General features: G+C 67.9%; 12 protein-coding genes. 8 read left to right on the top strand and 4 right to left on the bottom strand.

Features of this window, described 5'->3' with window-relative positions; all coding sequences use genetic code 11:
* The first annotated feature begins 21 nt into the window (after positions 1-21).
* The 6 genes from YM304_RS20015 to YM304_RS19990 all read left to right on the top strand — a co-directional run bounded on the left by YM304_RS20015 (position 22) and on the right by YM304_RS19990 (position 6263).
* Positions 22-855 carry an ABC transporter ATP-binding protein gene (locus YM304_RS20015; protein ID WP_015443554.1) on the top strand — a complete coding sequence of 278 codons (834 nt, stop codon included), beginning with the start codon at positions 22-24 and terminating at the stop codon, positions 853-855.
* Entirely contained in the window at positions 852-1754 is a 903-nt protein-coding gene (locus tag YM304_RS20010; RefSeq protein ID WP_051071521.1) for an ABC transporter permease, read from the top strand. Before YM304_RS20015 ends, YM304_RS20010 begins: the two co-directional genes overlap by 4 nt.
* 139 nt (positions 1755-1893) lie before the next feature.
* Positions 1894-3135 (top strand): ABC transporter substrate-binding protein, encoded by a 1242-nt coding sequence (locus tag YM304_RS20005; protein WP_041298477.1) that lies wholly within the window; start codon positions 1894-1896, stop codon positions 3133-3135.
* 94 nt (positions 3136-3229) lie between these two features.
* Positions 3230-4069 (top strand): creatininase family protein, encoded by an 840-nt coding sequence (locus YM304_RS20000; RefSeq protein ID WP_015443551.1) that lies wholly within the window; start codon positions 3230-3232, stop codon positions 4067-4069.
* Between the two features lie 12 nt (positions 4070-4081).
* Entirely contained in the window at positions 4082-5122 is a 1041-nt protein-coding gene (locus tag YM304_RS19995) for an aromatic ring-hydroxylating dioxygenase subunit alpha (protein ID WP_015443550.1), read from the top strand.
* A 67-nt stretch (positions 5123-5189) separates the two neighbouring features.
* The gene (locus YM304_RS19990; protein ID WP_162142122.1) at positions 5190-6263 is read left to right on the top strand and encodes an isopenicillin N synthase family dioxygenase; all 1074 of its coding nucleotides are present in this window, start codon (positions 5190-5192) and stop codon (positions 6261-6263) included.
* A 53-nt stretch (positions 6264-6316) separates the two neighbouring features.
* On the opposite strand, the gene YM304_RS19985 is transcribed toward YM304_RS19990, so the two are convergent.
* From YM304_RS19985 to YM304_RS19970, 4 genes are all read right to left on the bottom strand, one after another.
* Entirely contained in the window at positions 6317-7660 is a 1344-nt protein-coding gene (locus YM304_RS19985) for an MBL fold metallo-hydrolase (RefSeq protein WP_015443548.1), read from the bottom strand.
* Positions 7661-7780: 120 nt separating this feature from the next.
* Positions 7781-8386 carry a pyridoxamine 5'-phosphate oxidase family protein gene (locus tag YM304_RS19980; RefSeq protein WP_015443547.1) on the bottom strand — a complete coding sequence of 202 codons (606 nt, stop codon included), beginning with the start codon at positions 8384-8386 and terminating at the stop codon, positions 7781-7783.
* Between the two features lie 61 nt (positions 8387-8447).
* A complete protein-coding gene (locus YM304_RS19975) occupies positions 8448-9821 on the bottom strand; it encodes a carotenoid oxygenase family protein (protein ID WP_015443546.1) in 1374 nt (457 codons plus the stop codon).
* Positions 9822-9956: 135 nt separating this feature from the next.
* Positions 9957-10793: a TetR/AcrR family transcriptional regulator gene (locus YM304_RS19970; protein ID WP_015443545.1), complete on the bottom strand. Its 837-nt coding sequence runs from the start codon at positions 10791-10793 to the stop codon at positions 9957-9959.
* A gap of 127 nt (positions 10794-10920) precedes the next feature.
* Here YM304_RS19970 and YM304_RS19965 point away from each other — a divergent pair, with 127 nt between their 5' ends.
* Together YM304_RS19965 and YM304_RS19960 are read left to right on the top strand one after the other, a co-directional pair.
* Positions 10921-12309: an aromatic ring-hydroxylating oxygenase subunit alpha gene (locus YM304_RS19965; protein ID WP_015443544.1), complete on the top strand. Its 1389-nt coding sequence runs from the start codon at positions 10921-10923 to the stop codon at positions 12307-12309.
* 666 nt (positions 12310-12975) lie between these two features.
* Positions 12976-14268: an HNH endonuclease signature motif containing protein gene (locus tag YM304_RS19960; RefSeq protein ID WP_015443542.1), complete on the top strand. Its 1293-nt coding sequence runs from the start codon at positions 12976-12978 to the stop codon at positions 14266-14268.
* Positions 14269-14583 lie beyond the last annotated feature (315 nt).

The following is a 14583-nucleotide window of genomic DNA, read 5'->3' as shown; positions in this document are numbered from 1 at the left end:
AAGACGTATTACCTTTCCGATATGCCACTGCTGCCGACCGGTCGTCGTTCCGACGCCCCCGATGAGCTCTCCGACCAACGGTCGGTCGCCATCTCCGGAGTCCACAAGGTGTTCCGGAGCCGTGGAACTGCGGTGGAGGCGTTGCGTTCGGTCGACCTCCACATCCGCGGCGGCGAGTTCGTCAGCCTGCTCGGCCCATCGGGTTGCGGCAAGTCGACCTTGCTCCGTGTGATCGGCGGACTGGTCGAACCCGACGCCGGCATCGTCACCGTCGGCGGACTCACCCCCAACACGGCGCGGCGGATGAAGCGCTTCGGCCTCGTCCCGCAGGCGTCGTCACTCGTGCCGTGGGCGACCGTCGACAAGAACGTGCGCTTCCTCTCGTCGCTCGAATCGCGTCGCGACGTCGGGCACTCCGCGCTCTCCGACGACGAGATCGACGACCTGATCGACACCGTCGGGCTCAGCAAGTTCCGCAACTCGTACCCGCACGAGCTGTCGGGCGGCATGCAGCAGCGCGTCTCGCTCGTGCGTGGCTTCGCCCTCGGCGCCCCCGTGCTGCTGATGGACGAACCATTCGCCGCGCTCGACGAGATCACCCGCTCCGACATGCGCTACCTCCTGCTCGAACTGTGGGAACGCACCGGTACAAGCGTCGTGTTCGTGACGCACTCGATCAGCGAATCGGTCATCCTGTCCGACCGGGTGGTCGTCATGGCGGCCCGCCCGGGACGCATCGCCGCCGTCGAAGAGATCGGGCTGCCCCGTCCGCGCACGCCCGAGATGGAAGATGCCCACGAGTTCCACGAGCACGCACGCGTGCTGCGGACACACCTGAAGGAGCATCACTCGTGACGACCAGTCTCGGACCCGACGCCGAACCGGCGGTGGTCGACGCGGACACCGGCGCGGTCGATTCACCGCTGCCCGCGCTCGAGACCGTCGACGTGGGCGCCCTGCTCGCGGCCGACGGCCGTCGCACCCGACGCGAGCGCATCCTGCACATCGTCGCGCCGGTCGTCGGCGTGGTCGGTTTCCTCGGTCTGTGGGAAGCGCTCGTCGCGATCTTCGACGTGCGACGATTCGTGCTGCCCGCGCCATGGGCGATCGTTCGACACATCGCCAGCGACCCGTCGTTCTACATCAGCAACGCGCGGGTCACGATCTGGGAGGCGTTCCTCGGCTTCTCGATCGCCGCGGTGCTGGCGATGATCGCGGCGACGATCATGGCGCACTCGCGATTCATCGAGCGAGCGGCGCTGCCCCTGGCCGTCATCATCCAGGTCACCCCGATCATCGCCTACGCGCCCGCCGTCGTGGTCTGGTTGGGGTTTGGCCTCAAGCCGATCCTGGTCATCACCTCGATGGTGTGCTTCGTGCCGTTCCTCATCAACGCGATCGCCGGGCTCCGCTCGGTCGATCCGAACCTGCTGGAGTTGGCCCGATCGGTCGACGCCCGCAAGCGGGTCATCTTCTGGAAGCTGCGCTTCCCCTCGTCGTTGCCGCACCTGTTCTCGGCGGCTCGCATCGCCGTCGGACTCGCGCTCATCGGCGCGGTGCTCGGCGAGTTCTTCGCCGGCACCACCGAAGGGCTCGGCTACGCCGTCAAGACCGCGCAGGCTCGACCCATCCAGCTGCTCGAACAGCTGTGGGGGAGCATCTTCGTGCTCGGCTTCATCGGTGCCGTCGCCACGTCACTGATCGCTGCGGTCGAACGCGTCGCCCTCCGTTGGCACCAGTCGAACCGACCCTGACCCGCCGCGGGTCCTCGTCGACACCAGACCCATCCACCAGTCCCACCCCGCCGAACCGTCTCCACAACGCACCCGGCAACCCAACCAACCACCCACCCACCCACCAGCCACCAGCACCACCAACCCAGAAGGATCCCCAATGAGCACCGTGAACCCCATTGCCCGTCCTCGCATCCGCCGACTCGGTGCCGCAGCCCTCGCGCTCGGCCTCGTCGCCACGGCTTGCGGCAGCGACGACGACGCCGAACCGGCCGACGACACCGCGGCGCCGGTCGACACCGACGCCGCCGAGTCGACCGACACCGAAACGGAGACCGAGACCGAGACCGAGACCGGCACCGAGACGGAGACCGAGGAGCCTGCCGCCGAGGGTGCGACGCTCGCCGAGCTCGATCCCGAGCGCTGTGAGGCCAACCGAGCGGCCGGCACGGTGACCTACCTGTCGAGCTTCGACTTCGCGGCAGCCGCCTCGATCATCGAAGTCGTCGTCGCCGACGAGTCGGGCTACTTCGACGACATGTGTCTCGACGTCGAACTCCGTCCGAGCTTCTCGACCGCCAACTACACGCTCATCGGCAGCAACCAGGCACAGTTCGGTTCCGCCGGTGGCTACACCGAGGTGCTCAACTTCTCCGGTGAGGGCGCCGAATTCCTCATCACCGCCGACTTCGGCAAGTCGTCGATCAACGGACTGGTCGTGCCCGAAGGTGGCGCCGCCAGCCTCGCCGACCTCGAAGGCGCCACGATCGGCGTGAAGGGCGACATCCCACCGTCGCTCGTCGCGATGCTCGCCGACGCCGGCCTGACCCGCGGCGAAGACTACGACGAGGTGCTCCTCGACGGCTTCGACCCGCAGGCGCACCTGGCCACCGGCATCGATGCCCTGCCGGTCTACAAGTCGAACGAGCCCGGTCAGCTCGACCGAGCCGGTGTCGGCTACACCCTCTTCGACCCGACGGCCGAAGGCGTCTCGGGCACGTTCGGTCTGCTCTACACGTCGCCGGGCTTCGCCGCCGAGCACCCGACCGCGGTCGAGGACTTCATGCGTGCTGCGCTGAAGGGCATGGAAGACGCGATCGCCGACCCGGTGGCCGCTGTCGAGAAGTCGATCGTCCGCATCGACGCCGCCGGCAACAGCGCCTTCCTCACGATGGAAGGAGAGCTGTTCCGCTGGGAGAGCGAACTCGCCGAGATCCTGGCCTCCACGCCCGAGGGACAGCACGTCGGTGAGATCGACCCCGAGCTGTTCGCCGCCGAGTACGAGTCGTACGTCGCCGCCGGCGTGTGGCCCGACGGTGCCCCCGACGACACGAGCCCGTACGACGCCTCGATCGTCGCAGGCCTCTACGGCGACGACGGCAAGGTCATCTGGCCCAACTGAACATGGTGAGCCTCGATCACATCGAGCTCTCGGCGACGGGGGAATCCGCACCTGTGTGCGGGTTCCCCCCGGTTCCGGACGAGCTGATCTCCGCATGACCACCGCCCACACTCCATCTCGTCGGGCGACGCGTCGACTCGCCGACACCCCGGCCACCGTCGTCGACGCCGCCATCACCGAGCGGTCGATCCTGATCGTGCCGATCGGGGCGACCGAGCAGCACGGCGACCACCTTCCACTCGGCACCGACACGTTCCTCGCACAGTCGTTCGCCGACGCCGCAGCCGAACGATTCGGCGACGAACTCGACCTCTGGGTGCTGCCGACGCTCGCGGTCACCAAGTCCGACGAGCACGCCTGGTCGGCCGGCACGCTCTGGCTCAGTGCCGACACGATGCTGTCGACCATGCGTGAGATCGGCAACTCGGTCGCCATGCTCGGCGCTCGCAAACTCGTCCTGCTCAACTCCCACGGCGGTAACTCCGGTCTGCTCGACGTGGCCTGCCGCGAAATCCGCCGCGCGACCGGGCTGCAGACGTTCCTCGTCCATCCGGTGCTTCCACCCGATCACGGTGGCCACGGTGCCGACGACGAACACGGCTTCGGCATCCACGGCGGCATCGACGAGACGTCGCTGATGCTGCACCTCCATCCCGACCTCGTCGACCTCGACGCAGCCGTGCGCAACGTGCCCGAGTGGATGGGGGAGTACGAACACGTCCGCTTCGGCGGCACGGTCGGATTCGGCTGGACCTCCGACGACTTCGGCCCGGCCGGCGTGATCGGCGATGCCACACTCGCCACCGCCGAGCACGGTGAGCACCTGTTCGAAGCGTGTCTGCGAACGCTCGCCGACGGGTTGCGCGAAGTCGCCCGGTTCGACTTCCCCGACAGCGCGTCCGCTCCGTCACCCGACCTCACTCACGATCTGTAAGGAAGCCCCGCCATGCTCGTCACCGAGGTCCCCGCATTCCGATCGTTCTGGTATCCCGTCGCGTTCGTCGACGACCTCGCCGACGGACCGTTGCGACGCACCGTGCTCGGCGAGCACCTCGTCGTGTGGAAGGTGTCGGACGACGAGATCGGCGCGGCGCACGACGTGTGCCCGCACCGGTCGTCGGCGCTGTCGAAGGGCTGGGTCGAGAACGGCTGCATCGTCTGCCCGTACCACGGGTGGCAGTTCGGGCAGAGCGGCAAGGCCCAACTCATCCCGCAGCTCGACCCCGGCGTTCCCATCCCGCCCAAAGCGGTGCTGCGGTCGGTGCACGCCACCGTCCGGTACGGCGTCGCGTGGGTCGCGCTCGAAGAACCGGTGGGCGGTCTCCCCGACATTCCCGAGTGGTCCGACCCCGGCTACCGACACATCCGCGAGTTCGACGAGACGTGGGACGTCGCGGCGCCGCGGCTGGTCGACAACTCGTTCGATCCGGCGCACGTCGCGTTCGTCCACCGCCGTACGTTCGGCGCCGAGGCCGACGCCAACATCGACCCGCCCGAGATCACGATGACCGACGAAGGTCTCGAAGCGCGCACTGAACTCGTCGTGCAGAACCAACTCGACGTGTCGCAGCGCGCGAACCGCATCAGCGATCCGACGACGGTGCGCACCACCGTCAGCCGGTTCGTCGCGCCGTTCCTGCGCGTGATGGGGATCACGTATCCCAACGGGCTGCACCACATCCTCGTCACCGGTATCTGCCCGGTCGACGACGGCACGATGCGGTTGGTGCAGTGGGCGATTCGCAACGACACCGAAGACGACGTCGCGGCCGCGGACGTCGTCGCGTTCGACCGGGCCGTCACGTTCGAAGACAAGGACCTGCTCGAAGGGACCACGAACGACTACGAGCTCGACCTCGTCGACCTGGTGCACCTCAAGGTCGACCGCGGGACGATCGCGCTCCGCAAGATCTACCGCGAGATCGTCGACGGCACTTGGCCGGGGCTCGCCACGCCCGACTCCGAACCTGCGAACGCCACGACGTGAACCCACGCACCGACCACCACCAACCGACCACCAGCACTGCACACGACGAAACTGAATGGTGAACAAGATGACGAACAACGCTGTGACGAACAATGCGGCGATCGACCGCCCGGATCCCTACGCCGTGCCCGATGCCGAGGTCCCGATCGTCGACCTCTCGACGTTCGACACCGACCCCGACGGACTGTCGAAGGCGCTGTGTGACGCATGCGCGACCGTCGGCTTCGTCTCGGTCGCCGGCCACGGCGTCGATGCCGACCTGATCCAGCGCTTCTTCGCGATTTCCGAAGAGTTCTTCCGGCTGCCGCTCGAGGAGAAGCTGAAGTTCCGCTCGCCGAACGACCTGCTCTTCCAGGGCTACGCCTGCCCCGGCACGGGCCCCGGATTCCACACCAGCGAGCGCCAGTCGTTCAACGTGTTCAAGTTCGACACCGTCGCCGACGCGATCGCCAACGGCTACCCCGCCGACGTCGGCGCCGTGTTCTACGACGCGATCTGGCCGGAGCGCCCTGCCGAGTTCCCCGCGATCTGGCGCGAGTACTACGCCGCCATCGAGCACATCGCCAGCCGGCTGCTCCGCGCCTTCGAACGCGGGTTGGGTCTCGCCGACGGTTGGTTCGCTCCGCACGTGAAGTTCTCGCCGTCGACGCTCGCGGCCAACTACTACTCCAACGACATCGACTCGGGCCACGAGCCGTCGCCGTTCCGTTTCCCCGCTCACACCGACGAAGACATCTTCACCATCCTCTATCAGGACGAAGGGCCGGGCTCGCTGCAGTTGCATCAGCGCGGCGAGGGCTGGCGGAACGTCGTGCCGGTGCCGGGAACGTTCGTCGTCAACATCGGCGAGCTCATGGCGCGCTGGACCAACGACAAGTTGCGCGCCACGCCGCACCGCGTGCTCGCCCCGAAGAATCCGGCGGAGGAGCGGCCGCGCATGTCGGCGCCGTTCTTCTTCAAGCCCGACCTCGATGCCGTGATCGGACCGATCCCCGAGTTGCTCGACGCCGGCGAGGAGCCGCGCTACGAGACCTACACCGGTCGCGGTTGGCTGCGTCGTGCGCAGGAGAACATCGACTCGGGCTACGACACCAGCAAGCAGTTCGCCGAGCGCGAAGCGGCCGACCCGACGCTGCGCTGATCCCGGTCGCCGCAGCGGGAGCGGGCCGCCAGCGAGCTCGTCGCCGCTCGCGATCAGTCGACGGCGATGCCGGAGTCGGTCGCGTTGTCGAAGCTGTCGTCGATCAGCACGACGTCGTGTCCGGCGCGGTCGAGGAGCGAGGTGGCGATGCTGGCGCGGTAGCCGCTCTTGCAGTGGACGTACACCACGCCGTCGGGGACCTCGTCGAGTCGACTGAGAAGTTCGTGCAGCGGGATGTGTGTTGCACCTCGCAGGTGGCTGTCGGCGTACTCGCCGTTGCGACGTGTGTCGAGCACGGTCGGCTCGTCGAGGTCGCGGAGGTCGGCGAACGTGACGACGCCGAACGAGCTCCGGTCGGCGTCGGGTGACCACGAGCCGATGCCACCGTCGGCTGCGCCGGTCGGTCGGTCGATGCCGATGCGGGCGAGCTGCTGCTGCGCTTCGGTGATCTCGTCGCGGGTGTCGGCCAGGAGCGTGACGGGCATGCCCCAGGGGAGCAGCCAGCCGAGGTAGGTCGAGAAGCCGTCGGCGAGTTCGATGCCGATCGTGCCGGCGAGGTGCGACTCGGCGAAGTCACGTCGCTTCCGGAGGTCGACGACCCACTCGCCGCGGTGGATGCGGCGGGCCAGTTCGACCGGGTCGACCTCGGCCGGTGGCGACAGGTCGATCGCCGTGGCGCCGGCGGTGTTGAGCGGACCCATCTGCGCGTAGTACTTCGGGAACGCGTCGAGTCCGGCGACGAGATCGCGCACGAAGGCGTCCTCGTCGGATGCGGTGAGCGCGATGTTGGCGTGTCGTTCGGTGCCGAGGGTGCCGTCGGATTCCTCGTCGCTCGACACCGAGGCGCAGAAGCTGCCGAACCCGTGCGTCGGGTAGATCATGGTGTCGTCCGGGAGCGTGTCGGCGAGGGCGTGCACCGACCGGTACTGCGCGTGTGCGAGTTCGTCGGTCGACTCCGGTCCGATCAGGTCGGTGCGGCCGACGGTGCCGTAGAGCATCGACCCGCCGGTGAACGCGGCGGGCGGCGTGCCGTCGGTGGTGACGATGTACGAGAGATGGTGCGGGGTGTGGCCTGGCGTGTGGCGAACCTCGACGCGCATCGACCCGACGTCGACGACGTCACCGTCGGCCACCTCGTGATAGTCGAACCGGAGCGGCTCGGCGGCAGCGTGGAGGTAGGTCGCACCGGTGACGCGAGCGAGGGTCAGCCCACCGCTGACGTAGTCGTTGTGCACGTGCGTCTCTGCGACGTGGGTGATCTCGACGCCTGCGTCTGCGGCGTGCGCGAGCACGCGATCGATGTCGCGTTGCGGGTCGACGACGAGTGCGACGCTGCCGTCGTGGACGATGTACGACCGGTCGCCCAGCGATGCGGTTTCGATGGTGATGACGTTCATCGGGCTCCCCTCTGTCTCCGACGAACAGTACCGAATGTGAGCGCGGGCGTCGCTCGCAGTTGGCTTGTTTCCCTCAGACCCGGTCCAAGGGAAACAAGCGCTTGTTTCTCTCAGACCTGGTCAGGGGGAAACATCCGGGACGTGGGTCGTCCATTCGGCGATGTCGATGCGGATGGTCGGGACAACTGTCGATGCGTCGTCGCCGTACTTCTCGGCCAGCAGTTCGGCCACTCGGTCGAGTTCCCATTCGGGGTCGTCGACCACCGACGCCGCGCCCTGGATGCGCGCCCACGCGAACCTGTGGGCGCCAGCAGGCCCGGCGTCGGGTGCGGTGATCAGCAGGCTCGCGTCGGGTGCGGCTGTCAGGTGCTCGATCGGTTCGGCGGTGCTCGGGTACACGTAGACCTTGGAGCCAGCGAACGCGAAGCGGCAGGGAGTCGGGAGCGGCACCAGATCGTTGCTCAGCGTGACGACGACGCCGTGGCGCGTCTCGATCGCTTGGAGTTGCGGAGCGAGGTCGTCGAGCAGGTCGTCGTAGAGGCCGTCGTACCCCTCGAACCATTCTTCGCCGCGACGGCGGATCTCGTGCAGCGAGAAGGTTCCGCCGACGCCTTCGTGGCCGCGCCGCGGCCAGTCGTCGGGCCCGTCTTCGAGGTAGATGTCGCCGTTGCGCCACTCCAGGTCGATGTACCGGCCGGGAGCGGAACGGCGCCATCTGGCTGTCATCCCGTCGACTCTACGAGCGACCGCTTGTTTCCTTCGGACCGGGTCCAAGGGAAACAAGCGGTCAGCTCAGGGCGGTGTCGGGCACCCAGCTGCCGTGTGCGCCGTACGGAATGCGCCGGGGGAGATGGACGGTGGCGACCGGTGCGGCGGAGAAGTCCTGCGCGTCGATGATCACGAGTCGGGACTCGTCGGAGTTCGTGTCGTGGACGAGGCTGATGACCCAGCCGGCGTCTTCGTCACCAGCTTCGCCGCCATTCCCGTCGGCGGGAGCGAACACCGGCTCCGCGCCGCGTACGCCGGTGCCGAGGTGATGCTCGACGCACGCGCCGCTGCGCAGGTCGTACTTCCACAGCGCCGACCCGTAGACCGGCTCCTCGGCGTTGCCTTCACCGGCCATTGCCATGACGTAGCCGTACTGCGCGTCGAGCCCGACCATCCGGTCGTTGACTCGACCGAAGTCGCCGGGGCGGTCGTCGACCTGTTCTTCGGTCACCACGCCGGCGTCGAGATCGATCGTCCACTTCCACAGGCGGCCGACCTCGGTGTAGTCGTCGTTGCTCGCGCCGAATGCCTCGCGCTGGCGCGAGACGTGGAGCACGATCTTGTTGCCGTCTTCGTGTGCGTTGACGGGGTGGAACACGTAGCACGGGTCGATCTCGAACCAGCGCACGTCGGCGTTGGTGCCGTTGCGGGGCATCACCCCGAGGCGGGCGCCCGCGTCGCGGTCGAACTGGAACGGCACGCCGGACTCGAGCGCACCGAGGTTGAGGCACACCGGCAGGTCCATGAAGACCACGTGGTGTTGCGTGACGTTGAAGTCGTGCATCATCACCATGTTCGGAATGTCGATGCCCTCGAGTTGCAGCAGTTGGCCGTCGGCGCTGATCCGGATGTAGTTGAGGTATGGCGGCTCGGGGCTGGTGTAGCTGAACGCGAGCAGTTCACCGGTGACGGGGCAGATCTTGGGGTGCGCGGTCATCGAGCAGGTGAGCGCGCCGCCGTAGTTCTGGTAGCCGAGCGTGTTGAGTTCGCCGTCGACCATCCACGGCCAGTGCCCTTCCTCCAGGCACAGCAGCTGCTTGTTGTGCGCCATGACGTGTGTGTTGCCCGTGCCGCGCGTGAGGTCGCCGAAGCCGCCCATCGGATCGTCGAGCGGGTCGGTGATGTTGGGCGTCTGGATGAAACGGTTGCGATACCACTCGGCCTTGCCGTTCGCGAGGCGGACGCCGTGCAACATGCCGTCGCCGAAGAACCAGTGGTCGGATTCGCCCGACGCTGGGTTCGGGCCGGTGCGGACGTAGGTGCCCTGCAGCTCGGGTGGGATCACGCCCTCGACACGGAGGTCGAGATCGGTGCGCTCGTCGAGCACGGGCGCCCAGTTGTTCCGAAGGTGCCAGGGCAGCGCGTCGGTCGGTGCGAGCGATTCGGTCGGCATGTGACGACGGTAACACCGCGGTGTCGGCGGCTGATGGCCGGGCGACGTCGCTCGTCAGTGGTCGCGTTCGGGCGTGTCGTCGTGGTCGTCGTGGTCGGGCCCGTCGGTCTCGGCTCGGGGCCGCTCGGGTTCGGTTCAGGTCCCGGTGTCGGCCTCGGTCTCGGACCCGACCTCGGTCCCGGACTCGGTCTCGGCCTCGGTCTTGTTCGTGGTCTCGGACTCGGGGGAGCGGTCGCGGAGTCGGGGCGACGAGATGCCGGCCACGATCGCGGCTTCGACGTATTCGGCGAACGCGGTGTCGCCGATGAGGCCGGGCTGCAGCACTTCGAGGTGCGACAGCCCCATGGCGACCACGACGAGCAGGCTCGCCGCGTGTGCCGGGTCGAGATCGTCGGGCAGGTCGTCACGCTCGATCGCGGCGCCGATCTGTTCGGTGAGCTGCGCGTGTGCGGTCGACTGCAGGTCGACCAGTTGCTCGCGGGTCTCGTCGTCGTGGACGGCCGCGTCGTGCATCAACACGGCGATCCCGCGCAGCGGCCCGAGTTGTGGGTTGGTGTAGTCGGCGACCACGTCGCGGATCGGTGACCACGGCGAGGTGCCGGGATCGTTGCGTCGGGTGCGCATCGTCGAGAGCGCGGTGTCGATCGCGACGCTCAACAGGTGGGCCTTGTTGTCGAAGTGTCGGTAGATCGTGCCGCTCGTGACGCCGGCGCGGGTGGCGATCTCCTTGATGGAGGCGCGCTGGTAGCCGACGTCGAGGAACACGTCGATCGCGGCGCTGATCAGGCGGCCGCGGGTCTCGTCGGGAGTGCGCTGCGACGTTCGGGGCCGACCGAGGTCGGAGCGCGTGGCCGTCGACGATCGTGCGGGCGGCTCGTGGCCGTGCGGTGGGCGTTCGGTGCGAGTGGTGTGGTCGGTGCGAGTGGAGTGCTCGGAGCGGGAGGGTTGCTCTCCCGTGTCGCCCGCTGCCATCGACTCATCATAATTGACAGGTTGTAATCGGTCGATTACTTTTCGACATGTCATCGGTGAATCACTTCCGAGTCGTCGGCGCAGCCGCCGACCTCGCGGTGGTCACCTCGCAGCGACTGGAGCCGTCATGACCGTCACCGAGCACAACGACAGCAGCGCACCCGGCGCGGCGCGAGAGATCGGGCCGTCGCTCTACGACCAACTGCGCGCCGATCCGGCCCCGCCGCCCGCACCGCTCCTCGAGGAGTCGTACGAGTTCCGCGGTGACGACGACATCCCCTGGACCGTCTACACATCGGAGTCGTACGCCGAGGCCGAGTACGAGAAGATGTGGGCGCGCACCTGGCAATGGGCGTGTCACGTCGACCACATCCCCGAAGCGGGCGACTACTACGTGTACGACGTCGGGCCGCACTCCGCACTGATCGTGCGGGGCGACGACCTCCAGATCCGTGCCTTCTACAACGCGTGCATGCACCGCGGCACGCAGCTCAAGCCGCCGGGGTCGTGCGGGTTCAGCAACACGCTCCGGTGCCCGTTCCACGGGTGGACGTGGGAGCTCGACGGCGACATCAAGGAGATCCCGGCGAAGTGGGACTTCCCGCACGTCGGCGAGGAGACGCATCGCCTGCCCGAGTTGTCGGTCGACGCGTGGGGTGGATTCGTCTGGGTCAACTTCGACCCGCAGGCCGAGCCGCTGCACGACTACCTCGGCGTGCTGCCCGAGCACTGGGCCGACTGGGGGCTCGAAGATCGCTACATCGACACGCACGTGCGCAAGCGCCTGCCGTGCAACTGGAAGGCCGCGGCCGAGGCGTTTCTCGAGGCGTACCACGTGCGCGAGACGCACGCGTCCGGCCAACTCGGCGACGAGGTCACCACGGCGTACGACGTGTTCGAACCCAACGTGTCTCGCTTCATCCACACCACCGGGCTCAACAGCCCGCTGCGCAACCCGCCGCGCACCGAACAGGAGTTGATGGACCGACTCGTCGTGCGGCGCGGCGCCGATCCGGTCACCCTCGACGAGGGCGAGCGGGCGCGCGACCGGCACGCGCGGATGGTGCAGGAGCAGATGAGCAAGGCGCACGGACTTGACTACTCCGGGTTGAGCCAGGCGATGACGCTCGACTCGATCGAGTACTTCGTCTTCCCCAACACGTTCCTGTTCCCCGGCCTGCAGTTGCCGATGGTCTACCGATTCCGGCCCGACCCTGACTCGATCGATCACAGCTACTTCGACCTGCTGATGATGCGGCCGCGACCGGTCGACGGTCCGGCACCGATGCCACCCGAGGTGATCGAACTCGACATCGACGACAGCTACACGATCGCCGAAGGGCTCGGCGGCCTGGGACGCGTGTACGACCAGGACACTGCGAACATGGCCGCGCAGACTCGGGGTTTCCGGTCGAGCAACAAGCGCGGGCAGACGCTGGGCAACTATCAAGAGGTGCGGGCGCGACACCTGCAAGAGCGCGTGCGCGACCACGTGGGCGCCTACCCAGACGCCTGATCGCGGTGCTCGGACGCGGGGGTGACGTCGACGATTGACCGCGAGACCTGACGTCGACGCTCCACTTCGACGCCTGTTCGCGGTGCTCGGACGCGAGACCTGACGTCGACGATTGACCGCGAGACCTGACGTCGACGCTCCACTTCGACGCCTGACCGGCCCGGGTCGGGCTCGTTGCCGCTCTCCGGGGTGGGGTGCTGGCGTGTCTGTCGCGGCGTGAGGTGTCGGCGACGGGCTGCGCTGGTGATCGCGCCGTCTGCGGCGTGCCCGGCTCGACGGCCTGGTCAGCCTGGACGGTCTGGGCGCTCTGGACGGTCTGGACAGTCTGAACGGGCAGGTCGGCTTGGTCGGCCGGTCGGCCGGTCGGTCTGGTGGGTCTGGTCGGCTTGGTCGGGCCGGTGGATCTGGTCGGCTGGTCGGCCTGGTCAGTCTGGACGGTCTGGACGGTCTGGTCGGCTTGGTCGGTGTGTTCGGCTTGGTCGGTGTGTTCGGTGGGCGGACGGCCCGGATCGCTTCGCGAGATGTCGCGTCTCGGTGACCTGTCGCCCTCGTGTCCAGGGAGTCGAGCGTCGACCGGCCGTTCCCGACAACTGTGATACACCCCTCTGCTTTGATGGGCAGTACCGACTCCCCCGATCTCGTTCACCCACAGATCGGAGACAACCCATGATTCCCGAGAGCACTCGAGCGGCGTGGTCCGCTCTCGGTGCCGCCGACCCCGACTCGATGTCTCGCGACGAGACGCTCGAGTTGCTCGACGCAACCAAACGGGTTCGGGCGTGGCTCGACTCGATCGAGTTGCGAGCAGCGCGCCAGCTCCGCCGGCTCACTGAACAGGGGCGTTCCGAGGCGCCCGAGTCGGCGCTCGTCAACTCGGCCGGTCACAGCGGTCGCGACGCCCGTGACGTGACCACCCGTGACGAGTTGTGCGACGACCAACCTCACCTCGAAGACGCGCTGGCGACCGGTGACCTGACGGCGAAGCATCTCGACGCGATCAGCGCTGCCGGACGGGGTCTGCCTGACGAGGTGCGGGCGGAGTATCTCGCTCATTCCGACGATCTCCTGGAACGCGCCCAGCAGGTGTCGTTGGAGCAGTTCGGGCGGGAGTGCCGTGAGCTGGCCAAGCATCTGCTCGCCCAGTCACGTCGCGGGCTCAGCGATGCCGAGGAGCTCAAGGCGCAGCGTGCCGCTTCCAAGGTCACGCGCTGGGTCGACAAGGCGACCGGCATGCACAACACCCGCGTCGAACTCGACCCGATCCGCGATGCGAAGTTGAACGCCGCGATGAACCGGGCGCTCGCCCGGATCCGAACAGCCGTGCAGTCGGCCGAGGTCCCGTGGCAGCAGATGCAGGTCGATGCGTTCGTCGCCGCCGTCACCGGGGATGTCGTTGGTGCTCGTAGCGACTCGGCCGATCGTGGCCCGGTCGAGCGTGTCGCGGTCGATCGTGTTCCCGAGATCACCGTCGTCGTCGACCACGACACGCTCGTGCGTGGGGCGGCCTCGATCGGTGCGATCTGCGAAACCGAGAACGGTGTGCCGCTTCCGGTGTCGACCGTTCGCCGGCTGTGCTGTGACGCCGAGGTGTTGCCGGTGGTGCTCGACGGTGGCGGGCGAGTGCTCGACGAGGGCCGGTCGAAGCGCACGGCGACGCGTGAGCAGCGGCGGGCGCTGCGCGTGCTGCACCGCAGCTGTGCGCATCCCGATTGCACGGTCGGGTTCGATGCCTGCCGGATCCATCACGTCGTCCACTGGGCGACGCAACACGGGCCGACCGATCTCTCCAATCTCGTGCCGCTGTGCGAGCGGCACCATCACCTCGTTCACGAGGGAGGCTGGGGACTGGCGATGACGCCTGAACGATCCGCCACGTGGACCCGCCCCGATGGCACGGTCCACCACATCGGCCCGGCCGCCGATCGCCCACGCCCGGCTCCGGAACTCGTCACGGTCTGACGTCGAGCCACCGGGCATCGCCCAGCCATCCGCGCCGACAGGTTCGGCAACAGATCTCCCGTCGAGACCGACGACCCGATCGCCGACGACGTAGTGCTGCCGGGACCTCCTGGCGCACGTCGCCCGAACATCGACGTCCACCGACGTGAACCATTCACCGGCTGCTGCCCGTGAGGCAGTGGCCTCGACCGTCGTGTCTCGCCGACGACGACGCATGCAGTGGTGTCCGTGCGAAAGGGAGCAGCCGTCTGCCTGAACGCCAGCGAGTGAACGCTGGTCCGTCGTCGCGCCCCGTCACGCCCCGCCAGGCCTCGC

This window comes from Ilumatobacter coccineus YM16-304 (assembly GCF_000348785.1).
GTDB classification, from domain to species: domain Bacteria; phylum Actinomycetota; class Acidimicrobiia; order Acidimicrobiales; family Ilumatobacteraceae; genus Ilumatobacter_A; species Ilumatobacter_A coccineus.
The sequence above is the reverse complement of the archived record's forward strand: the minus strand, read 5'-3'. Positions and strand labels throughout refer to the sequence as shown.